Below are 22,295 nucleotides of genomic sequence, written 5' to 3'. Positions count from 1 at the left end.
ACGTCAGGTGCCGAGCTCCCAGTCGATCTCCCACACCCGCACCTCGCCGTCCCGGCCGCCGCTCACGACGTAGCGCCCGTCGGGGGTCAGCGCCATCGCCGCGGCCTTCATGCGGTGCCGCGCGAGCACCGCCGAGCGGCGTGCGCGCACGTCCAGGACGCGCAGCGCGGACTCCTCGTCCTCGATCACCGCGAACCGCCCGTCCGCGGTGAACCGCCCCACCGGCGCGGCCCCGCCTCCGCCGGGCAGCGGCTGCCCGCTCCGGACGTCCCAGATGCGCGAGGAAGGGCCGCGCCCGTCCCGGAACGTGGCCAGGGCCAGCCGGTCGTCGGGGCTCAGGCACACCGAACCGGGCGTTCCCCCGTAGTCCTTCAGCCGCCGCAGCAGCCGCCCGTCCGCCAGGTCCCACACGCGGACGGAGCCGTTGCGCCCGGCCGACACCGCCGTCCCGCCGCGGTCGCCGGCCCACAGCGCGACCGCCGCGTCCCCCCCGTGGCCCTCGCACGTCCACAGGCGCTCGCCGGTGTCCAGGTTCCACCAGCCGAGCCGGCAGTCGCCGGCGGCGCCCACCAGCAGGCGCCGCCCGTCCGGGGTGAAGTGCGCCGCGGTGAGGTTGCGCCCCGGCCCGCGGACGGGCACCACCGCCCACTCGGCCAGCGGGTCTTCGGCGCCGAGCGACCAGGAACGGAAATGCCCGTCCTCGCACGCGGTCAGGACGCGGCCGTCGCCGGTCAGCCGCACCGCGACCACGGCGCGGGTGAAGCCGGGCCGGCCCCGGTGCGCCGTGATGGTCCGGGTGCGGCGGCGGGCGGCCAGGTCCCAGATCACCACGGTGCCGTCCCTCATGCCGGACGCGGCGACGGCGCCGTCCGCGCTCACGTCCACCGACGCGACGCCCCCGCCGCCGCCGGCGAGCGCCGCCACGAGCCGCCCGCCGCGCACCCCGGTGTGCTCCAGGTGCCGGCTCAGCTCGTGCCAGGCGTCCATGACCTGCGGCGCCCGCTCGTAACCGGGGACCGTCCGCGCCTGTTCGAGCAGCGCCAGCGCGGCGGAACGGCGGCCCTCCGCCCGCTCCCGTTCCGCCCGCGTCACCAGGTCGCGCACCTGGACGGCGTGCCGGTTCATCTCGTCGGCCCGGCGCGGCGCCGCCACCTGGTAGGGGGCGGGACGCGGCGCCCGCAGGTCCCAGAACCGCAGGTCCTTGGACCGCCCCGCCGCCATCGCGGTCGCGCCGCCCGGCCCGAACTGCACATGGATCACCGGGTCCGCACCGGACTCGGCGGCGAGGAGGGTGCGGCGGCACCGTCCGGTGGCGAGGTCCCACAGCCGGACGGCGCCGTCCGAACCGCCCGACAGCAGCGACCGGGAGTCCGGGGAGAAGTCCAGCGCCCCGACCGGGCCCGCGTGCCCGGTCAGGGTCCGCACGCGGCGTCCCGTCTCCAGATCCCACACGCCGATGTCGCCGTCGCGGGCGGCGGCGACGGTGCGCCCGTCGCCCGCGAGCCGCAGCACCGACGGCGGCGCCCCGAACGCGATCCGCCTCACGGCGCCCGTCTCCAGATCGATGAGCAGGCCCTCGCCGCCGTCGCGGACGAAAGCTTGACGACCGTCCGCGGTGAGCTCGACCGGCCCCCTGGCCCAGGTGCCGGACAGCTCGTACGTCCCGCGGGGCCGCATCGTCCGCTCGTCCCAGACGTGCAGGCGTCCCGAACGCGCCAGAGTGAGGACGCCGGAGCGGGACGGCCCGGCGCCGAGACGGACCGCGACGAACGACGTCCGCTGCCGCCCCTCCGGGCCGTAGGAGTACATGGCCGCGCCGCTGGGCAGGTGCCACGCCCGCACGGCGCCGTCCTCACCCGCCGAGGCGACCAGCGTCCCGTCCGGGGCGACGTCGACCGAACGCACGCGCCCCTCATGCGCCCTGATGCTCATGGCGCTCTCGCCGCGGTGCACGTCCCAGAGCCGCAGGCGGCCCCGGCCCTCCCCGTACAGCAGGTGGCGCCCGCCGGTCAGGAACCGCACCGCGCCCGGCTCCGGGTAGTTGTGGCTCCTGTCCTCGCTCCAGGGCGCCGGTACGCGGGCGACCGGCGGCTCGCCCGGATCCGGCACCGCGTCGAGGACCGCCCTCGCCTCCGCCTCCCCGGGCTCTTCCCGGACGATCTCCCCCAGCAGCTCGCGGCCCCGCCGGACGTTCCCGCGCTCCAGCTCCACCAGCGCGAGCAGGTGACGGGCCTGCCGCGGGCCGCCGTCGAAGGGCCGGAACTCCATGAGCCGCTCGACCACCTCCAGGTCGGTCGCGGCGGCCCGCCGCCAGCGCGCCACCATCCGGTTGTAGGCGGCGGGCAGGTGGCGCGGGTCGGCCGCGAGCGCGGCGGCGAACGCCTCGTCGGCCTCGCCCGCGCGGCCGAGGTCCAGCAGCGACAGCGCCCGGTTGTTGAGCTCGTCGGCGCGCAGCTCGGCGGCGGCCGGCGCCGGACGCGAGTACGGGCGCCCGGTCACCGCCCGGTGCACGGCGACGAGCTCGTCCGCGACCTCGGCCATCGTGCCGGGCCGCCGCTCCGGCTCGTCGCGCAGGCATCGGGTCAGGAGGGCGGCGAGGCCCGCCGGGATCGCGGGGAGCCCGTCGCCGGGGCCCTCGGCCAGGTGCAGTTCGAGGGCTTCGCCGGCGGCGGGGCCGACCATCCAGGTCCGTCCGCCGGTGAACATCTCCAGCACGGACACGGCGAAGCTGTACACGTCGGTGCGGCGCCCCAGCCGCTCGCCCGCGAACTGCTCCGGCGAGGCGTACTGCGGTGTCTGCCCGCGCCGGGTCACGGCCGCGCTGCCGACATCGTCCCCGGCGACCGCCGCGGACCGGGCCCCGGCGAGCCCGAAGTCGGTGACCTTCACCGTCCCGTCCGCGTGGAGCAGGATGTTGGCGGGCTTGACGTCCTGGTGGACCAGGCCCCGGCCGTGCGCGTGCTCCAGCCCCCACGCCGTCTGGACGGCCACGTCCAGGATCCGTTCCAGCGCCCGCGCCGGGCCGCCCTCGTACAGCCGGCCGTCGTCGATCCACTCGTTCAGCGAGCCGCCCGGCACGTACTCGGCGAACACGCGCGGGACCCCGTCGAGCGTGCGGACGTAATGGCAGCCGCACACGTTCGGGTGTAGGCCCAGCGACACCCAGTTCTCCGCCTCGGCGACGAACCGCGCCCGGCCCGCGGCGTCGGCGATCGCCTCCGGCCGGGGGCTCTTCACCGCCAGATCGATGCCCCAGGTCAGGTGCCTGACCCGGTGCACCAGCCCCATGCCGCCGTGCTCGTGGACGCGCGTCACCCGGTACCGCCCGTCGACCACGTCGCCCACCCGCCAGATCCCGGAAGCCTCCGGGCGGTCGGTGCCGTCCAGCCCCATCGAGCAGCCCTCCGATGCCCCGCGCGCCGTTCCCCTGGCTTGGACGGCCGCGCGCCGCCGATCGTTCGGGGCGGGGCCGCCGCCTCTGTGATCATGGTGGCGGCCGGAACCACCACAGAGGGAGCGGCGGGTACGCGATGACCGGTTTCTACCACGTCTGTTTCACCGTTCCGGATCTCGAGGCGGCGATGCGCGACCTCGGCGCCGTCACCGGGACGGGTTGGCGCGAGCCCGTGGACGGGCGGATCGGGGAATGGGACTACCGCATCGTCTTCTCCGACGGGCCGCCGTTCATCGAGCTGATCCAGGCCCCGCCCGGCGGCCCCTGGGGCGACACCGAAAGGCCCGGCTTCCACCACCTCGGGTACTGGACGACCGACCTCGCCACCGGGACGGCGCGCCTCGCCGCCGACGGGCTCACCGAGACGTTCTCGGGCTGCCCCTACGGCCGCCCGTTCGCCTACCACCGCGTCGACTCGATCGGCGCCCACGTCGAGCTGGTCGATCGGAGCGTCCAGGCGTCGTTCCTGGAGACCTGGCATCCGGACGGGCCGTCGATGCCCGCGATCGATGAGGAGGCACGCTCTTAAATCGTGCTATTTTCGTGCCAGAGTGATGGCACGGAAAGGTGGACGGCGCGATGGGCGGCACGTGCGAGTTCTGCGGCAAGCCTCTGCCAAGGCGTGACGGGCCTGGGAGGACGCGGAGGTTCTGCAATGCCACCTGCCGGAGTGCGGCACGCCGGGCACGGGCGGAAAAGCGTGCTGAGGCAGGACAGGACGTAAATACTGACTTGACGCTGCTCGAGGGCGGTGGCAGCGTTGGCCACATGCCCGAGATGGCCGGAACCCTCGCGGAGGCGGCGCGGCGGCTCGCCGCCGCCGCGGCGTCCGGATCGGCGTCCGCGCCGATGGACGCCGTGGCCGCCGCCGTCGAGGTGACCCGCCGGGCCGACGACCTGCTCCGCCGCGCCGTCGACACGGCGCGCGCCGCCGGCCGCACCTGGCAGGAGATCGGCGACGTGCTCGGCACCACCCGGCAGGCCGCGTTCCAGCGTTTCGGGCGCCCGGCCGACCCGAGGACGGGAGTCCCCATGGCCGCCAACGCGCTGCCGGAGGCCGCCGACCTCGCCGTCTCCCTGCTGGCCGACCTGGCCGCGGGCGACTGGGAGGCGGCCCGCCGCGACTTCGACGCCACCATGCGCGACGCCATCGGCACCGACCGGCTCGCGTCGGTGTGGGCGCAGGTCGTCGGCACCGTCGGCGCGTACGAGCGGATGGGCCGGCCCGTCGTCCACCAGGCCGGCGACCACACCGTCGTCGACGTCGTCCTCTTCTTCGAGGCCGGCGAGATGAACGGGAAGGTCGCCTACTCCCGCGACGGCAAGGTCGCGGGCCTGTTCATCACACCCCCCGGAAAGGCCCCATGAACACCGCCACGCGCCTGCTCGCCCTGGCCACCGCGCTGGTCACCGGCGCCACGGCCTGCACCGCCGCCTCCGCCCCCGCCCGGCGCACCGCCGCCCACGAGACGGCGGCCGCCCCCACCGCGGGCGACCAGCTGGACTGGGTCGTCTCCGCGTCCCGGCACCTGCCGATCAGCGACGCCGACGCCAGGGCCCACGTCGCCGCGTCCTCCCTCGCCGCGATGGGCGGCGCCGCCGGGCTGACCAAAGCGCTCGCCCAGAACGGCCCGCTCACGGCGCAGGAGCCCGCCAAGTCGTCCAAGACCCAGGCGGTGGGCTGGTTCACCGGCGCGCGCCGCACCTCGCTCCTGGTCACCGTCGCGACCGACGCGTCCGGCATGATCATCGGCCTGTACCTCGCCAAGCAGCCCGGCACCTGGAAGGACCTGGACGCCGAGCTGCACCGGCTCGCACCCCGCGCGTCCTACGCCACGTTCGAGATCGGGGCCGGCGGGCGCTGCCGCGTCGTCCACGGCCTGCACGCGAGCACCCCGCGCCCGCTCGGCTCGGCGTTCAAGCTCTACGTGCTCGGCGCGCTGTCCGACGCCGTCGCGCGGGGCACGGTCTCGTGGAACACCACCATGCCCGTCAAGGACGCCTGGAAGAGCCTCCCGTCCGGGATCCTCCAGGACAAGCCGGCCGGCACGACGCTGACCCTCGGCCAGTACGCCGACTACATGATCTCGATCAGCGACAACACCGCCGCCGACCACCTCGTCCACCGCCTCGGACGCGCCGCCGTGGAGACCGAGCTGACCCGGCTCGGCAACCGGCACCAGCGCGGCGACCGCCCCTTCCTCACCACCCGCGAGATGTTCGCCCTCAAGGGCGCCGGCTACCCCGCCCGCGCCGACCGCTACCTGGCCCTGCCGCAGAGCCGGCGCGCCGCCGCGCTGCTGGGGCTCGACGCCGTCCCGCTCGCCCAGATCACCCCGTGGCAGCAGCCGCGCGACATCGACTCCATCGAATGGTTCGCCGCCCCGACCGACGTGTGCGCCGCGTTCGACGGCCTGGACGACCGGTCCGCCCGCCCCGGCCAGTCCGGCGTCGGCAAGGCACTGTCGATCAACGACGGCGGCATCGGCCTGGACCGCGCGGCCTACCCGAAGGTCTGGTTCAAGGGCGGCAGCGAACCCGGCGTCCTCACGCTGAACTACCTGGCCCGGACCTCGCGCGGCCGGACGATCGTCACCAGCGTGATGCTGTCCGACCCGAAGACGGCGTTCACCGGCACCGTCGCCCTGGACGCCCTCGCCGTGGCCCGCGCCGGCGTCCAGCTCGCCACCCGCTGACCCGGCCGCTGCGGCTCAGCCGCCGTCCCGCCGCGCGGCCCACTTGGCCCAGTAGGCGAGACGGCGGCGGGCCGTCAACGTGTGGGGGTGTTCGGCGCCCAGGACGCGTTCCCGGACGGGCACCAGCTCCACGTAGTGGTCACGGGCGGCCACGGCATCTCCGGCCCTGCCCGTCCATTGGGCGAGGTTGGCCCACGTGGTCAGCGTGTCGGGATGCTCGGGGCCCAGCACCCGCTCGCGGACGGGCAGCAGCGCGGCATAAAGATCCCTCGCGGCGCCCGCGTCCCCCGCCTCACCCGTCCAATAAGCGAGACCGGCCCGGGCGCTCAACGTGTCGGGATGCTCGGGCCCCAGCACCCGCTCACGGACGGGCAGCAGCCCGGCATAAAGATCCCTCGCGGCGCCCATGTCCCCCGCCCTGCCCGTCCAATGGGCGAGACCGGCTCGGGCCACCAGTGTCTCGGGGTGTTCGGCCCCCAGCACGCGCTCCCGCACCGGGACCAGAGCGGCGAACATGTCCCGCGCCGCCACGGCGTCCCCGGCATCACCGGTCCAACCCGCGAGATTCGCCCGGGCGGTCAGTGTCTCGGGATGCTCGGGTCCCAGCGTCCGCTCGCTGATGGGCAGCAGCGCGGCGAACATGTCCCGGGCGCCCGCGGTGTCACCGGTCGCGCCCGTCCAGAAGGCGAGGTTGGCGCGCGCGGTCACCGTCTGGTGATGCTCCGGCCCGCGCACGCGCTCGCTGACCGGCAGCAATGCCGCGAACATCTCCCGAGCCGCCACCGCGTCGCCGGCCCGGCCCGTCCAGCTGGCGAGGTAAGCGCGGGCGCTCAGCGTGTTGGGGTGCTCCGCGCCCAGCACCCGCTCGCTGATGGGCAGCAGCGCGGCGAACATGTCCCGGGCCGCCGCGGCGTCCCCGGCCTCGCCGGTCCAGCGGGCGAGATTCGCGCGCGTGGACAGCGCACTGGGGTGCTCGGCGCCCGCCATCCGCATTCGGACGGGCAGCAGTGCCGCGTACATGTCGCGGGCGCCCACGGCGTCGCCGGTCGCTCCCGTCCAGTAGCCGAGGTTGGCATGCGAGGCCAGCGTCAACGGGTGCTCGGGGCCGTGAAGGCGTTCCAGGGCGGTCGTGGCCAGCCGCTGGAGCTCGAGACCGGCGCGGTAGTTCCCGCTGGCGGACAGGTATTCCAGGACGGCGGCCATGGCGTCGGACGCGGGATCGAGCGCCGCGCGAACATGGGGCAGGAGTTCGGCCCACCTCGGCCAGGACTCGATCGCCTTGGGGGTGTCCGGGAGGGCCTTCCGGATCAGTTCGGCGGCCATGGTCCGGTCGTGCTCGTGGTCGGCGTCGGTAAGGGCGGCGCGGGTGACGGCCTGGACGAGGCGGTGCACGCTGACATACCGCTGGTCGGCCGACAGCTCGACCATGCTGTAGGACGCCAGCGCCGCCAGCGCCTCCCCCACCTCGACGGGGTCGGTGTCGGGCAGGCCGTAGAGGACGTCGCACGGGAGGCGGTCGGGCGCGAAGCACGCCAGCAGCCGCATCACCTGCCCCGCCAGCGGATGCTCGTCCCGGACCCGGTCCATGGTCACCGACCAGACGGCGGCCACCACCTGCTGGTCGCTGCGCCGCCGGCCGAACCCGTGCGGCGGCCGGGCGCTCACCGCCCAGTGCGCCGACTCCCGCAGCCTGCCGGCATACGTCCGGACGGTCATGCCGGGGACCGCCGCGATGTAGGCGCCCGCCTGCCGCAGCGCCAGCGGCAGCCCGCCCAGTTCCTCCGCCAGGTCGCCGGCGCCACCGGCCGGGCCGGTGAGGGTCTCCAGGAGGTCGACCGCGTCGTCGTGCCGCAGCACCGGCAGCCGCAGCACGGTGCCGATGGCGTCCCAGCCGACGGTGCGGCGGCTGGTCACCAGGACGTGCCCGCTCCGCAGCCGTCCGAGCAGCGGTTCCAGGTCGGCGACGTCCTCGGCGTTGTCGAACACCACGAGCCAGCGGTCGTGGGCGGCCAGCCACGCCAGCGCCCATGCCGCCGCCTCCGGTGCCGGCGCCTGCGCCGCGGCGGCCGACGCGACCGGCGCGCACAGCGCCCGGCACAGGTCCGCGAGCCCGGCCTGGACGGCGTCGGCGTTCTCGGCGAGCACCCACCACACCAGGTCGTAGTCGCCGCGACGGCGGTCGGCGTACTGCAGCGCCAGCTCGCTCTTGCCGATCCCGCCCAGGCCCACCACCGCCTGCGCGATCACGCCCGGCCCGTCCCGCACGGCGCCGCGCAGGCCGCCGAGGGCCTCGTCGCGGCCGACGAACACCGGTGACGGCAGCCGCGGCAGGTTCACCGCCCCGCCCGCCGGCACCCGCGCCACCGGAGGCAGCGCGGGCGGCGCGGGCGGCGCGGGCGGGTGGCCCGGGAGAGCGCCGGACCCGGTCAGGCCGTTACCGGATCCGGCGCCGAAGGGTCCGGGGGCGGCACCACCAGCACGGCCCCGCCCGGATCGACGCCGGGCGCGCACTCCAGCACCGGCAGGTCGGCGTCCGGTAACCCTTGACCGGCCAGCTGCACCTTCGCGAGCCCGAACGCCGCCCGCACCGACTGCCCGTCGGCGAGCGCCGCGTAGAACCGGGACGCGAACGCGATCGCGGCCGGGTCCCCCACGCTGCCGCGCATCCCCACCGCCATCGGCACCACCCGCACGAGCCCTTCCAGGTGCGCGTGGGTCTTGCAGGCGTTCAGCACGACGAGCTGCGGCTTCACGTCGACCGCGGCCAGCGCGTCGGTGATGACCTCGGCCGGGAGCCGGTGCGGGCGGCCACGGCGGTCCGCGCCGGTGTCGAACTCCAGGCCGCCCTCCTCGCCGTGGCCGGAGAAGCTCACCACGTGCGGGACCACGCGGGTCAGGCCGTCCAGGAACCGGCCGAGGGTCGCCGCGGGCTGGTGCTCGATCCGCACCCGGTCGCGGTGCACCGCCGCCCGCACCGCCTCCTGGACGCGGCCGACCTCCTCGTCCACCCGAAGGTCCCCGCGCGCCGACGCCGTCAGATACAGCACCCGCAGCCCTTCCGGACGCGGATCCTCCCGCTCGCCCGCCGCCATCCACCGACCTCCCGCCGAACCAGCCGCCCGCCGACGCACCGCCCAACACCCCACCACAGTCCGGCACCGGCCACCACCCGTCCGGCGGGGCCGCTCCCGCGCGGGGGTATTCGTCCTTGTTGTGGCGGTTTGCCTGGATAGAGTGGCCGGGCCATGGCGCGCGGACGGAGGGAACCACCGACGGTGACCGGACCTGACCCGGACGGGGCGACGGTACGCACGGACCGTTCGGTGCTGGCCGTCGTGCACTCGGTCACGTCGATGACCCGCCTCCTGGACGCGCTCGCCCCGCTGGAGGCCGACCGCCGCGTGCAGGTGCTCTTCACGGGCATCCCCGGCGCCACCGTCCCGGGCGGGGTCGCCGCGTTCTTCGCCGACCTCGAGGTGCGGACGCTGGACTGGGACGAGGCCGTGCGAAGGGAATTCGACCTCGCGATCGCCGCGGCGAGCAGCGGGCCTCTGCATGCCGTTCAGGCGCCTTTGCTGAACGTCCCGCACGGCGCGGGATACAATAAACATTTGACCCGGAACCCGGAACCCGGAACCCGGAACCCGGAACCCGGGAGCCCCGTTTACGGGCTCAGCCGCGAGCAGTTGACGCACGGCGGCGACGTCGTTCCCTCGGTCGTCGTCCTTTCGCACGAGGAGCAGCTGGAACGGCTCGCCGAGCAGTGCCCCGAGGCCGCGGAAAGGGCGCTGGTCGCCGGGGACCCCTGTTTCGACCGGCTGGTGGCGAGCGTCCCGTGGCGGGACCGGTACCGGGCCGCGCTCGGGCTGCGCGCCGGGCAGCGGCTCGTCGTGGCGTCCTCCACCTGGGGCCCGGACTCGCTGCTGGGCCGCCGCCCGGAGCTGCCGGCGCGGCTGCTCGCCGAGCTTCCCGCCGACGAGTACCAGGTCGCGGCGGTGATCCATCCGAACGTCTGGCACCATCACGGGCCGTGGCAGCTGCGGGCGTGGCTGGCCGACTGCCGCCGGGCCGGGCTGCTGGTGATCCCGCCACGCGAGGGATGGCGGGCCGCGCTGGTGGCCGCCGACGCGGTGGTGGGCGACCACGGGTCCGTCACGCTGTACGCGGCGGCGCTCGGCCGTCCGGTGCTCCTCGGCGCCTTTCCTGCGGAGCGCGTGGTTCCCGGTACGGCCATGGCCGCACTCGGCGCCGCGAGCGCACTCCTCGGCGACGAGCCGATTTCCGAGCAGATCGGCTCGGTCATCGGCGGCACAATTCCCGGCGGCGCGAAAAAGGTGGCGGACGCGGCTTTCGCCGTCCAGGGCCATTCCGCCGAAGTGCTCCGATCGGCCATGTACCGGTTGCTGGAACTCGCGCCGCCCGCGACGCCGGTGCGGGTGCCGCCCGTGCCGCCGCCCCGTCCGGAACCGCGGCGCTGGGAGGACGCCGAGCGGCCCGCCCTGCTCGCCGGGGTCGTGATCGAGCAGGAGCCGGGCCGCGCCGTCTTCACCGTCGAACGGACGCCCGCCGAAACCGCGGACCTGCGGACGGTCCCGCTGCGCGGCCACCGGCACCTCGTGGTGGACGGCACCGAGACCGACCACCGCCTCCGCGGGCTCGCCGGCCTCCTGGTCAACCGGCACGGCACCGCCTCCGGGGAGGCGGACACCGCTGTCGCGGAGACCGGCGCGGACGGCTCCTGCCTGCTCCGCCTGCCGGACGGGCGGGTCCTCGCACTGCGCACGGCGGCCGACGTGGACCCGGCCGTCCTCGCGTCGGCGGTGCTGGCCTGGCTGGCCGGCGGAAGCGAGCCGGACGCGCTGCCGCCCCGCCTCGCCCTCCGCATCGGGAGCGCCCTCGTCCCGTTCGCGTGCGAGACCGTGTCAGCGTGACCGGTCGCGCAGTTCCTCGCCCTTGAGGCTGCCGACCTCGTCATAAGCGGCGATGGCCGCCTCCCTCAACCGCGCCGCGCCCGCCGCGTCGCCGGTCGTCTCGGCGACCTTCGACAGCAACTCGGTGATCTCCGCGATCTGGAAGGTCCGGCCTTCCGCGCGCATCGTCTCCAGCGCCGCCTCCAGGGCCGCGGCCGCCTCCTCGACGCGGCCCGCCTCCAGGTGGAACGCGCCGAGCGTCATCCGCACCCGGGCCTCGTTGTAGGCGTCGGGAACGTCCGCGAAGAGGGCCCGCGCGCGTTCCAGGCAGCGCAGCGCCTCGCCTTCGTCGCCCAACGCGTGGTGGGCGCGGCCGATGTGGTGCAGTTTGATGGCCGCGCCCCGCGGCCGGTCATGCCGTTCTTCCAGGTCCCTGGACCGGACGAGGTAGCCGAGGGCGCGTTCGGCGTCGCCGGCGTCCTGGTGCGCCCGGCCGATGAACTCCAGGACGGTCGCGCGGTCGAGCGGGTCGGAGGTGATCGCGAGGGTCCGCTCCAGCACCGCGTGCGCCTCGCCGAACCGCCGCGTCTCGTACAGCGCCCGGCCGAGCTGGACGCCCACCCGGAAACGGGCCGCCGGATCACCGAGCTCCTCGGCGGCCCGCAAGCCGATCCGGTGCGTCTCGATCCACTGGTCGTAGTGCTTCAGCGAGAAGTAGAAGCCCCACAGCGCCTCGCACAACTGCCAGGCGAGATCGTGCCAGCCCCGGTCACCGGCGTAGTAGACGACGGCGCAGAGATTGCGGTGCTCGGCGTTCAACCAGGCCAGCGCCGCGTTCACCGCCGCGCGGTCCGTCCCGTAGGGGGACGGCGCGCCGCGCAGCTCCCGGTAGACGGGCCCGCTCGTCGGACGGTGCGCGTTGACCGCGAGGTCCGCCTGGACGGCCGCCCGCAGATACCAGTCCGCCACGCGCCGGACGGCCTCGTCCCGCGCCTGCTCCTCCTCCTGCTCCGCCAGCGCCCGCGCATGGGAGCGGATGAGGTCGGGGAACAGGTAGCGCCCGGCGTCCTCGTCGAGGACGTGCCGGTCGACGAGCGCGTCCAGGAGCAGGGCCGCCTCCGGTTCGGGACGGCCCAGCAGCGCCGCGGCCGCGCCCTGCCCGAACCGCAGCGCGGGCCCCCGCTCCCCGTGCGGGACGGGCGTCGGCCGGTCGCCGCCGCGCGGATGCAGGCTCAGCAGCCGGTACGCCCGGCGCAGCTCGTCCGGCATCTCGGCGTAGACCTCGTCGCCGAGCACGTGCACGGTCCATTCGCCGCGCGGGACGGGACGCGGCCCGGGCGGCGCAGCCGCGAGCCTGGCGGCGAGGTCGCCCAGGCGCGTGCCCCGGCGGACCTTCAGCCGCCCGGCCGCCAGCCGGATCGCCAGCGGCCAGCCGCCGCAGACCCGCAGCAGGGCCCGGGCGCCCTCGGCGTCCCCGTCGACGGTCTCGCCGCCGACCAGACCGCGCAGCAGTTCCAGGCCGTCCCGCTCGGACAGCTCGCGCAGCAGGATCACCTCGGCGTCGTGCCGCCCGGCGAGGTCGCCGACGTCCGACAGCGAGCCGTCGGTGGTCACGAACACGACGCTGTCCCGGGAGGGCGGCAGCAGCCGGTCCACCTCGCCGGGCAGCCGCGCGTTGTCCAGCAGCAGGAACACCTTCCGGCGGGCGAGGCGCGTCCGCAGCAGCGCCAGCCGCCCCTGGTCCGAGCGCGGCAGGTGCTCGCCGGACACCCCGAGCTGCTCCAGCAGGGTCGTGGCCGTCTCGCCCAGGCCGCCGCCGAGGCCGCGGCGCGACAGCCCGCCGCCGAGGTCGGCGTACAGCAGCCCGTCGGGGAACCGGTCGCGCTCCAGGGCGGCCCAGTGCACGGCCATCGCCGTCTTCCCGACCCCGCGCAGCCCCGCCACGATGATCAGGGCGGGCTCGCCTCCGGGACGCTCCGCGGCGGCCGCCTCGCTGGCCAGCCGCAGCAGCGGCGCCCGGTTCTGGAAGCGGGCCGGCGCGGGCGGCAGCGCGTACGGCGGCTCCTCCGGTTCCGAGCGCCCGCCGTAGACGTTCATCACCTCGACGCGCCCGGCCTGGACGACATTGCGGGCACGCCCCTCGAAGCGGTTGCCGTCTGCGTGCTCGTCGTCGGCCACTGCGGCACCGTCCGCGGGATCGAGGGCGTCGTCTTCTCTTGGGCACGGCGCCGTTCCGCCGCCGCAGGGCGAGTCTGCCAGCAGCGCGCCGCGATTTTCCAGCGGCCCTGTGCGGCGGCGGGACGGCGTGGTGCACTGGGGTGGTGAGCGATCCGATGACCGTTGCCATCGCCACGGCGATGGCGGGCAAAGCCGTCGAAGTCGCCGGGGAGCCGGTGCGCGCCGCGGTCGCCGAGCTGTCCCGGCGCGTCCGCGCGCGGTTCCGGGGGCGGGCGGCGGACGAGGACGCCCTGGCCAGGGCCACCGAGGACGCCGGCGAGATCCCCGCGCTCGAGGGCGCCGTCCGGCGCCTGCTGGACGAGGATCCCGCGCTGCGCGCCGAGCTGGAGGCGGTCTGGAACCACGCCCAGACCCGCGCCGAGGCGTCCGACGACGGCGTGGTCAACGTCTTCAACGGCCGCGCTGAGAAGGTCGTCCAGCTCCGCGACGTCAACGGCGACCTGAACATCAACTGACCCGCCCCGGGTCGCGCCTACCGGTCGCCGAGCGGGCCGGCGCCGATGCGCAGGCGGGACGGCCGGGAGCCGCCCAGCGTGATCCGCCGGGTCACCGGGGCGCCGGGGCGGGACGTCCACGGGTCGGCGCCCGCCGGGCATTCCGCGACGTACTCCGGGAAGTCGCTGCTCATGACGTCGAGGGCGAGCCGGTGGCCCGCGCGGAGCCGGTAGCCGACCTCCTGGAGGTCGAGGACGGCCGCGTCGTGCGGCGCGTCGAAACGCACCTGGCCTTTGGCGATGAGGAATGCGGCGCCGTCCGGCGCCACGTCGAGCAGGCGGGCGTGAATGTGCGCACCGGCCGGTGCCGACAGGTGCAGCAGCACGGTGACGGCGCCGATGAGGTCGGTGTCCTCGGTGGAGGCGGGGCCGGTGAAGCGCAGGACGTCGTCGCGCCGTCCGATGGCGCTCAGGTCCGACCGGTCGAAGAGGACGGCGAAAGGGTTCGTGGACGCCGACGGAACCAGATCGGACGGGTCGTGCGTCCATTGCGCGGCGCTCTCCCGCTCCAGCGGTTCGGTGGAAAGGCCGTCGGGAGTCAGGAAGTACTCGATTGCGTTGGCCTGGCGGGGCGGCCAGACGTCGTCCTCCCGCCATTCGCCGTGGCATATCTCGTAGCGAACGTGCGGCAGCCTTTCCACGGAACCGCCGAGGACGGCGTCGAAGAACTCGATCGCCGGGTCGAGGTAGCCGGGCAGCATGCGCTCAAGGGCCGCCGGGTCGGCGGCGTGGTCGTCGGACGGGCCGACCGGGGCGTCGCGCAGCCGGTAGTTCTCGTGGTCGATGGCCTCCATCCGCAGGTACAGGTGCTCTGACCAGCCAGGATCGCGGGACAGGGCGCGGACGTCGTGCCAGGACCAGATGGCGCAGTTGTCGAACCATCCGATCGTGTACAACGTCGGCACGGGACGGCTTTCGAGCAGCGCCTTCAGCGGCGGCGGCACGAACCGGGACTCGCCCGAGAACTCGGCGTCGAAGCAGGGGGACCTTTTCCCGAGCTGCCCGAAGAATTCGTCGAACGTCGCGCGGAGCGGGCGGCTCGCCCAGTCGGGCTCCCATTCGTAGCGGTCGGCGTCCACGTAGTGGGTGGCGAAGTACATTTTGCGGCTCGTCTGCTCGACGTCGCGCGTGCCGTTTCCGTATTCCAGCACGGTGGACAACTGCGAGCCGGTGACGCGCGGCGAGATCGCCTTGAGAGCGGGATGGCCGCTGATCGCGGCGGCGATGGTGGTGTACCCGTAGTAGGAGTCACCCCACATGACGACGTCGCCGTTGCACCACGGCTGTTCGGCGACCCATTGAACGGTGTCGTACCCGTCGTCGGCCTCGTGGACGCCGAACTCGGTGGCGCCCTCGGAGCGGTACTTGCCCCGGACGTCCTGGATGACGGCGGTGTAGCCGCGCGCCGCGAAGTAGCGGCCGATCTGCGGCATGAAGCAGTAGGCGCCGTCCTTGTCGTAGGGCAGCCGGACCAGGACGGCGGGCCCCGGGGACGAGCCGGCGCGGTAGAGGTCGGCGGCCAGCCGGACGCCATCCCGCATGGGGATCATGACCTGGTCGGCGTCGGCGGGCACGGCGGCGGGGCCGACCCGCTCGATGTTCAGCACGGGTTCTCCGGAGGGGTTGGGGGGTGCCTCAGTGGGACGGGTCGAGGGCGCGGCGGTCGCGCGCCACCCGCTCGAGGTCCCAGCCGGGCACGGGGATGGAGTCGAGCAGCAGCCGCGTGTAGGGGTGCTGCGGGTCGCGCAGGATCCGTTCGGTGTCGCCGCGCTCGACGATGCGGCCGTGCCGCATCACCACGGCGGTGTCGGTGATGTGGCGGACGACGGCGAGGTCGTGGGAGACGAAGACGTAGGCGATGCCGGTGTCGCGGCGCAGCTCGTCCAGCAGGGTGAGGATCTGGGCCTGGATGGACACGTCGAGCGCGGCGACCGCCTCGTCCAGGACGAGCACGCGCGGCCGGATGCCGAGCGCGCGGGCGATCGCGGCGCGCTGCCGCTGCCCGCCGGACAGCTCGCGGGGCGGCGACTCCCCCGCGCGCTCGCTGAGGCCGACCTGGTCCAGCAGGTCGGCGACGCGGGCGCGCCGCTCCTTGGCGGACAGGTCCGGCGCGTGCAGCCGCAGCGGTTCGGCGATGGACTCGGCGATCGTCTGCCGCGGGTCGAACGACCCGTACGGATCCTGGAAGATCATCTGCAGGAGGCGGGCGCGCCGGAGCCGGGCGCGGCGCGAGCGGTTCAGCACGGGTTCGCCGGCGAGCGTGACGGTCCCGGACGTCGGTTCCTCGAGGCCGGCGAGGATCCGGGCCGTCGTCGTCTTGCCGGAGCCGGACTCCCCGACGATCCCGAGCGACGCGCCGGGCATCAGATCGAAGGAGACGTCCTCCACGGCGGTGACGTCGCCGAACCGCTTGACCAGCGATGACACGCTCAGCACCGGCTCGTCGGCGGTGGTCATCGCGTCACCTCCTCGGGACGGAGGCACGCGACGGCCGACGCCGCGTGCGGGCGGACGGCGGGCACCGACTCGGCGCAGTCGTCGTCCGCGAGCGGGCAGCGGTCGCGGAACGCGCAGCCGGACGGGGCCTCGGCCAGCGAGCGGGGACGTCCCCTGATCGCCTTGATCTCGGCCCTCTCGCCGTGCACGGACGGGCTCGCCTCCAGCAGCGCCCGCGTGTACGGGTGCGCGGGCGAGGAGAACAGCGCGGCGCCGGCGGCCTCCTCGACGATCCGCCCGGCGTACATGACGTAGACGCGGTCGCAGATGGCGGCGGCCAGGTCGAGGTCGTGGGTGACGAACAGCATCCCGGTGCCGCGGGTGCGCTGCATGTCCTTCAGCAGCGCGATGACCTCGGCCTGCGTGGTGACGTCGAGCGCGGTCGTGGGCTCGTCGGCGAGCAGCAGCTCCGGTTCGGTGGCGAGGGCCCCGGCGATGACGACGCGCTGCAGCATGCCGCCGGAGAACTCGTGCGGGTAGCGGCGCAGCGCGCCGCGCGGGTCCCGGATGCCGACCTGGTCCAGCAGCCGCACGGCGGTGGCGGCGGCCTCGCGGGACGGCACGCCGCGCGCCCGCAGCCCCTCGGAGACGTAGTCGCCGACGCGCCGCACCGGGTTGATCGCGGCCCGCGGGTCCTGGAAGATCATCGACGCGCGGGTGCGGCGCAGGTCGCGCAGCGCGGCGCGCCCGGCGGCGAGCACGTCGACGCCGCCGACCGCGACCGACCCGGTGGCCGTCGCGCCGCGCGGGAACATCCCGAGCGCGGAGCGGGCCGTCAGCGACTTGCCCGACCCCGACTCGCCGACCAGCCCGACCGTCTCGCCGCGCCCGACCCGGACGGTGACCCCGTCGAGCAGCGGCAGCGCGCCGATCCGCAGGCCGAGTCCGGTGACGCCGAGGGCGTCCCGGCGCGCCGTCTCCTCTTTCGCGAGCACCGTCACGCCCCCTCACTCCTCTTCCTGGAGATGGATCCGCCGATGTGCTCGCCGAGCACGTTGACGCTGATGACGGTGAGCAGCACGGCGATGCCGGGGATGAGCCCGCTCCACGGCGAGCCCTGCAGGATCGCGCTCTGCGCCTGGCTGATCATCGAGCCCCAGTCGGCGGCGGGCGGGCGGACGCCGAGCCCGAGGTAGGACAGCGACGCCAGGTCGACCATCGCGTAGCCGAACGACAGGGCGCTCTGCGCGAGCAGCACCGGCAGCATGTTCGGCAGCAGGTGCCGGACGGTCGTCCACAGCTCGCCGAAGCCCATCGCCCGGTAGCTCTCCATGTACGGGCGGGCGCCCTCCTGGAGCGCGACGCTGCGCACGACCCGTCCGAGGAACGGCGTGTAGCTGACGGCGAGCGCGCAGATCGGGGCGGTGAGCCCGGGCCCGAACACCGCGACGACCAGCATCGCCAGCAGCAGGCTCGGGAACGAGAACACGATGTCCATCACGCGCGACAGCACGGCGTCGACCCAGCCGCCGGCGCGGGCGGCCAGCAGCCCGACCGCCGTCCCGAGCACGCCGGACAGCAGCACCACGCCGAGCGGCGCGAGCAGCGACAGCCGCGCCCCGTGCATCAGCCGGGACAGCACGTCGCGTCCGGTGGAGTCGGTGCCGAGCAGGTGCCCGGACGTGCCGGGCGGCGCCAGCGAGTCCAGCAGGCTCGTGGCGTTCGGCGGGTGCGGCGCGAGCAGCGGGGCGAGCGCGCCGGTGACGGCGGCGGCCACCAGGAACGCGATCGCGAGCGAGACGCCGAGCGGGCGGCGGCGGCGCTGTTTCGCGCCGCGCGCCCGCAGCGCGGGGATCGTCAGGGTCATCGGCGCGGCCCTCCCACCGTCACGCGCGGGTCGATGAACGGCAGCGCCAGGTCCACCAGCGTGTTCACCACGACGAACAGCAGCACCCCGAGCAGCGCGATGCCCTGCACGACCGGGAAGTCCCGCCGGGACACGGAGGTGACCAGCAGCGACCCGACGCCGTCGAGGCCGAACGCGGTCTCGATGACGGCGGTGCCGACGAACAGGCTCGCCACCAGCACCCCGATGACGGTGAGCATCGGCCCGAGCGCGTTGCGGACGACGTGCCGGCGGATCAGCGCGGCGCCGTCCACGCCCCGGCTGCGCGCGGCCTGCACGTGCTCGCGGCCCAGCTCGTCGGCGAACGCCGCGTTGCCGACCCGGGCCAGCACGCCGAACGCGGCGATCGCCATCGCGACGGCGGGCAGCGTCAGGTGCCACAGCCGGTCGGGCATGCCGGTGCCCGCCCCCGTCGAGGGGAACCAGCCGAGCCCGACCGCGAACGCCGACAGCAGCACGATGGCGACGACGAACGGCGGCGTCGCGGTGGTGAGGGACGCGGCGATCGTCGCGATCCGGTCGACCAGGCCGCCCTTCACCGCCGACACCAGCGCGACCGCCGACCCGAGGACGACGGCGAGGACCGCCGAGTACGCGATCAGCAGGCCGGACACGCCGAGCCGGCTCCCGATCAGCGACGACACGCTCGTCTGGTACGTCAGCGACCGGCCGAGGTCCAGGCGGAGCGCGTCGCCGATCCAGGCGGCGTAGCCCTGCGCGAACCCCCGGTCGAGCCCGTAGGCGTGCCGCAGCGCGTCGATCTGGCCGGGGGTGAGGCGCCGCCCGGACGTCACCGCCAGCACCGGATCGCCGGGGACGAGCCGCAGCGCCCCGTAGATCAGGACCGACGCGACCAGGACGGTCAGCACCGCGCCCAGCGCCCGTTTCCCGATCCAGGGCGCGAGTGCCCGGGCCGTCATCACTTGCCGCCGAGGGTGGTCGCCCACGGCGTGTACAGGTAGTTCTGCCGCGGGACGAGCCCGGTCAGGCCCGACTTGTAGAAGACGTTGACGTACTGCGTCGCGATCGGGACGTTGACCAGGTCGCGCGCCATGATGGTCTGCGCCTTGGTGACCTCGCGCGCGCGGGCGGACGGGTCGGCGGTGGCGATCGCGGCCTGGATGGCGGCGTCGTACTCCTTGTTGCTGTACGCCGGGAAGTTGTAGAAGTTCCCGGTCGTGAAGAACTGGTAGTAGGTGAGCGGCTCGGGGAAGTCGAGGTACCCGGTCGACAGGAACAGGTCGACGCCGGCGCGGGCCTGCGGCGAGGAGAACATCGCGCCGTACTGCTCGGCGGTGAGCGGCTTCAGCTGGATGTGCATGCCGGCCTGCGTGGCGGCGTCGGCGATCGCCGTCGCGATCCGCGACTCCTCCTCGATCGCCGTCGTGTACGCCAGCACGACCTTGCCCTTGGCCTTGGGCGCCTTCGCGATGAGCGACTTGGCCTTCTCCAGGTCCTGGGCCGGCACCGGCAGCTGGTCGTACGCCTGCTGGTAGACGTCCTTGCCGTAGCCCCACGCCGCCGGCGGGACCAGCGCCCGCAGCGGCTGCGCCGCGCCCTGGTAGACCGACTTGATGATGCCCTTGTAGTCGATGAGCGCCTGGAGCGCCTGCCGCGCCGCCGGGTCCGACAGCGTGCCGTTCTGGTTCAGCACCGAGATGAACGTCGGCGAGAGGCTCTGCCCGAACAGCAGGTGCCCCTTGTCCTTGAGGCGGACGTGCGCGGCGCGCGGGACGTTGAACTGGCCGTCCACGTCGCCGCTGTCCAGCGCCGCCGTCTGCGCGGACGGGTCGGTGATGAAGGTGAACCTGACGTTCTTCACCTTCGGCTTCACCTTGGTGTTCCACCAGGCGTCGTTGCGGGTGAGGACGAGGTTCTGGCCCTGCGTCCAGCTCGCGAGCTTGTAGGGGCCGGTGCACATCACGCCGCGCCCGGCCGCGCCGAAGCTCTTGCCGGCCGACTCCGCGAACGCCTTCTCCACGACGTCGAACGCGGGCGTGGAGAAGAAGTTCGGGACCAGGACGTCCGGCTTCTTCATCTTGATGGTGATCTCGTGGGCGCCGGTGGCCTCGATGCTCCGCATCCGCTCCGCCCAGCCGATCCAGGACGAGCCGAGCTTCGGATCGAGGAGGCGCTTGACGCTGTAGACGACGTCGTCCGGGGTGACGGGCTTGCCGTCCCAGAACTTCACGCCCTCGCGCAGGTGGATCACGTAGGTGAGGTCGTCGGGGTGGTCGAACGAGGTGGCGAGGGCCGGTTCGCGCTCGTAGTTCGGGCCGAAGCTGAACAGCCCCTCGCACATGTTCGCCAGCGGCGTGCTGACGGACTCGATCGCCGACTGCGCCGGGTCGAGCGTGGGCGGCTCGCCGGGCGGCAGGTTCCAGGTGACGGTGTCGACGTCGCCGGTCGGGGCCGGCATGGACGTGGTGACGGTGGGGGCGGCCGCCGCGGTGCCGCCGCCGCCGTCCGCGCACGCGGCGAGCGTGCAGGAGCCGGCGAGGATCGCGGTGATCGCGGCCAGACGTGAACGTGTCATGGGGTGGACCCTTCGGGTGGTGGACGGGCCGTGCGCGACGGGCGGGCGGCCCGGAGAGAACCGGAGAGGATCGGAGGTGACCGGGGGGGTGGCCCGAGGTGATCGGGGTTACCGGGTGACCGGTGCGATGCGAGGGGAATCGCAGCGTGGTTCGTTCGGAGTTGATTGTCAATACCGCTAAACAAAATGGCGGTGCGTCAGGCCGGGGGCATCCTCGTTCTCCTTCCGAAGGATCACGGCGCTATCCTGAAGCGCGCGTTGAACTTCCGTTCTGCAGAACTATCGGGGCGAAAAAGGGGGACCGTTGGGACGGCCGAGCCTCGCCGCGGAGCGGCGCGAGCAGATCCTGCGGGCCGCCGCCCGGTCAGTCGCCCGGCACGGCCTGGCGGGCAGCACGCAGGAGCGGATCGCCGCGGCGGCCGGGATGAGCCGCTCGCACGTCCGGCACTACGTCGGCAACCGCGACGCGCTCGTCGACGCGCTGTGGGACCACGTCATCACCCCGTACTTCGCCTCGATGCGGGAGGCGCTGAACGACCGGGAACCGGCCGCGCGGCTGCCCGCGCTGGTGGACTACCTGTTCGGCCCGCAGATGGCGCGCAACGAGGACGATCTCGTCATCGAGGCGCTCATCAGCGGCGCGATGCACGACGTGCGGCTGCGCGGTCGGATCTACGACAGCTACAGCCGGCTCGAACGCGAGATCGCCGAGACGATCCGCGCCGCCGTCCCCGGCTGCGGTTCGGCGGAGAGCCTGCAACTCGCCTACGCCCTGATCTGCATGGCGTTCGGGCATTCCACCCTCGCGCCGCTGCCCTTCCCCGCGACGCGGCAGGCCGGTATGAAGGCGCTCGCCGCGCAGATGCTCGCCGCGCTCGAGGCCGCGCACGCCGCCCCGCCGTCCGGGGCCGGGGTGTCGCGGTAGCCGGTTCGGGTCCATCCGTGCCTCCTTGCTACGGGCCGGTGGTCAGCAGCCGGACGAGCCGGTCGATGAGGGGGGTCATGCGCTCGCTGTTCCAGCGCTCCGGGTCTTCCAGGCCGGCGACGTAGAAGCCGCGGAACACCAGGTGCAGGACGTCGGCGGCGAACGCGGGGTCGGCGGCGCCCGCGTCGCGCGCGGCGGCGGCCAGCATCTCGTGGTTCTGCCGGCCGTCCTCGTTGAGGGCCTTGAGCGAGTCAGAGCCGGGGCCGCCGCGGCCGAGGATCTCCATGAACAGCCGGCGCAGCACCTCGTCGTTGCCGGTGGTGGAGCACGCCCAGCGGGCCATCGCGAGCAGCCGGTCCGGGGCGGCGGCGACCTCGACGGCCTGGTCCATCTCGGCGGCCCAGCCGTGCATCGCGTGCTCTATGGCGTTGCGCAGCAGGGCCTCCCGGGTGGGCAGGTAGTTGGTGACGAGGGTCGTCGAGCCGCCGATCCGCTTGGCGACGGCCCGGATGGACACGCCGTCGAGGCCGTCCGCCGCCACGATCTCCAGGGTGGCGTCGGCGATGGTCGCGAGGCGCTGGTCGATATCGATCTCCACCGGCATGACGGCAGCGTAACGCCGGGAAACGCGTCATACAACACCGTTGTACATCAGCGTTACATGACGTACGCTCCACGCCATCGCCGGTGCTCGGCGCAC

General features: G+C 74.3%; 17 protein-coding genes. 6 read left to right on the top strand and 11 right to left on the bottom strand.

Translation table 11 applies throughout. From position 1 onward, the window contains the following. Positions 1-3: 3 nt before the first annotated feature. Positions 4-3,393, bottom strand: a complete 3,390-nt coding sequence (locus tag QP089_RS05485) for a protein kinase domain-containing protein (protein ID WP_285910200.1) — start codon at positions 3,391-3,393, stop codon at positions 4-6. Positions 3,394-3,530: 137 nt separating this feature from the next. Here QP089_RS05485 and QP089_RS05480 point away from each other — a divergent pair, with 137 nt between their 5' ends. The 3 genes from QP089_RS05480 (at position 3,531) to QP089_RS05470 (ending at position 6,150) form a co-directional block, all read left to right on the top strand. Next, positions 3,531-3,983, top strand: coding sequence for a VOC family protein (locus tag QP089_RS05480; protein ID WP_285910199.1), 453 nt, complete (start codon positions 3,531-3,533; stop codon positions 3,981-3,983). Positions 3,984-4,222: 239 nt separating this feature from the next. Then, positions 4,223-4,822 carry a DUF3887 domain-containing protein gene (locus QP089_RS05475; protein WP_285910198.1) on the top strand — a complete coding sequence of 200 codons (600 nt, stop codon included), beginning with the start codon at positions 4,223-4,225 and terminating at the stop codon, positions 4,820-4,822. Beyond that, positions 4,819-6,150 (top strand): serine hydrolase, encoded by a 1,332-nt coding sequence (locus QP089_RS05470; protein ID WP_285910197.1) that lies wholly within the window; start codon positions 4,819-4,821, stop codon positions 6,148-6,150. The genes QP089_RS05475 and QP089_RS05470 overlap by 4 nt, the downstream gene beginning before the upstream one ends. Before the next feature lie 15 nt (positions 6,151-6,165). Here QP089_RS05470 and QP089_RS05465 read toward each other — a convergent pair whose 3' ends face one another. Together QP089_RS05465 and QP089_RS05460 are read right to left on the bottom strand one after the other, a co-directional pair. Continuing rightward, on the bottom strand, positions 6,166-8,514 hold the full coding sequence (locus QP089_RS05465; RefSeq protein WP_285910196.1) for a tetratricopeptide repeat protein: 2,349 nt from the start codon (positions 8,512-8,514) through the stop codon (positions 6,166-6,168). Between the two features lie 62 nt (positions 8,515-8,576). Continuing rightward, positions 8,577-9,242: a CHAT domain-containing protein gene (locus QP089_RS05460; protein ID WP_285910195.1), complete on the bottom strand. Its 666-nt coding sequence runs from the start codon at positions 9,240-9,242 to the stop codon at positions 8,577-8,579. Positions 9,243-9,425: 183 nt separating this feature from the next. On the opposite strand from QP089_RS05460, the gene QP089_RS05455 reads away from it, so the two are divergent. Further along, complete coding sequence (locus tag QP089_RS05455) at positions 9,426-11,081, top strand: hypothetical protein (RefSeq protein WP_285910194.1); 1,656 nt, start codon at positions 9,426-9,428, stop codon at positions 11,079-11,081. On the opposite strand, the gene QP089_RS05450 is transcribed toward QP089_RS05455, so the two are convergent. After that, on the bottom strand, positions 11,073-13,238 hold the full coding sequence (locus QP089_RS05450) for a tetratricopeptide repeat protein (protein WP_285910193.1): 2,166 nt from the start codon (positions 13,236-13,238) through the stop codon (positions 11,073-11,075). The two genes, QP089_RS05455 and QP089_RS05450, sit on opposite strands and share 9 nt — an antisense overlap. A gap of 155 nt (positions 13,239-13,393) precedes the next feature. Between QP089_RS05450 and QP089_RS05445 the strand changes: the two genes are divergently transcribed. Further along, positions 13,394-13,753 (top strand): hypothetical protein, encoded by a 360-nt coding sequence (locus QP089_RS05445; protein ID WP_285910192.1) that lies wholly within the window; start codon positions 13,394-13,396, stop codon positions 13,751-13,753. A 17-nt stretch (positions 13,754-13,770) separates the two neighbouring features. Here QP089_RS05445 and QP089_RS05440 read toward each other — a convergent pair whose 3' ends face one another. The 6 genes from QP089_RS05440 to QP089_RS05415 are packed head-to-tail and all read right to left on the bottom strand — an operon-like array spanning position 13,771 to position 20,670. Continuing rightward, positions 13,771-15,399, bottom strand: coding sequence for a CocE/NonD family hydrolase (locus QP089_RS05440; RefSeq protein ID WP_285910191.1), 1,629 nt, complete (start codon positions 15,397-15,399; stop codon positions 13,771-13,773). Between the two features lie 28 nt (positions 15,400-15,427). Further along, positions 15,428-16,249 (bottom strand): ABC transporter ATP-binding protein, encoded by an 822-nt coding sequence (locus tag QP089_RS05435; RefSeq protein WP_285910190.1) that lies wholly within the window; start codon positions 16,247-16,249, stop codon positions 15,428-15,430. Next, positions 16,246-17,229 (bottom strand): ABC transporter ATP-binding protein, encoded by a 984-nt coding sequence (locus tag QP089_RS05430; protein ID WP_285910189.1) that lies wholly within the window; start codon positions 17,227-17,229, stop codon positions 16,246-16,248. The genes QP089_RS05435 and QP089_RS05430 overlap by 4 nt, the downstream gene beginning before the upstream one ends. Further along, positions 17,226-18,095 carry an ABC transporter permease gene (locus QP089_RS05425; RefSeq protein WP_285910188.1) on the bottom strand — a complete coding sequence of 290 codons (870 nt, stop codon included), beginning with the start codon at positions 18,093-18,095 and terminating at the stop codon, positions 17,226-17,228. Before QP089_RS05425 ends, QP089_RS05430 begins: the two co-directional genes overlap by 4 nt. Further along, positions 18,092-19,054, bottom strand: coding sequence for an ABC transporter permease (locus QP089_RS05420; RefSeq protein WP_285910187.1), 963 nt, complete (start codon positions 19,052-19,054; stop codon positions 18,092-18,094). The genes QP089_RS05425 and QP089_RS05420 overlap by 4 nt, the downstream gene beginning before the upstream one ends. After that, a complete protein-coding gene (locus tag QP089_RS05415) occupies positions 19,054-20,670 on the bottom strand; it encodes an ABC transporter substrate-binding protein (protein WP_285910186.1) in 1,617 nt (538 codons plus the stop codon). Before QP089_RS05415 ends, QP089_RS05420 begins: the two co-directional genes overlap by 1 nt. A gap of 304 nt (positions 20,671-20,974) precedes the next feature. On the opposite strand from QP089_RS05415, the gene QP089_RS05410 reads away from it, so the two are divergent. After that, a complete protein-coding gene (locus tag QP089_RS05410) occupies positions 20,975-21,595 on the top strand; it encodes a TetR/AcrR family transcriptional regulator (protein ID WP_285910185.1) in 621 nt (206 codons plus the stop codon). A 28-nt stretch (positions 21,596-21,623) separates the two neighbouring features. On the opposite strand, the gene QP089_RS05405 is transcribed toward QP089_RS05410, so the two are convergent. Further along, positions 21,624-22,199 (bottom strand): TetR/AcrR family transcriptional regulator, encoded by a 576-nt coding sequence (locus tag QP089_RS05405; RefSeq protein ID WP_285910183.1) that lies wholly within the window; start codon positions 22,197-22,199, stop codon positions 21,624-21,626. Positions 22,200-22,295 lie beyond the last annotated feature (96 nt).

This window comes from Actinomadura opuntiae, from assembly GCF_030283205.1.
Classification (GTDB): domain Bacteria; phylum Actinomycetota; class Actinomycetes; order Streptosporangiales; family Streptosporangiaceae; genus Spirillospora.
This window is presented reverse-complemented; position numbering and strand designations above follow the sequence as displayed.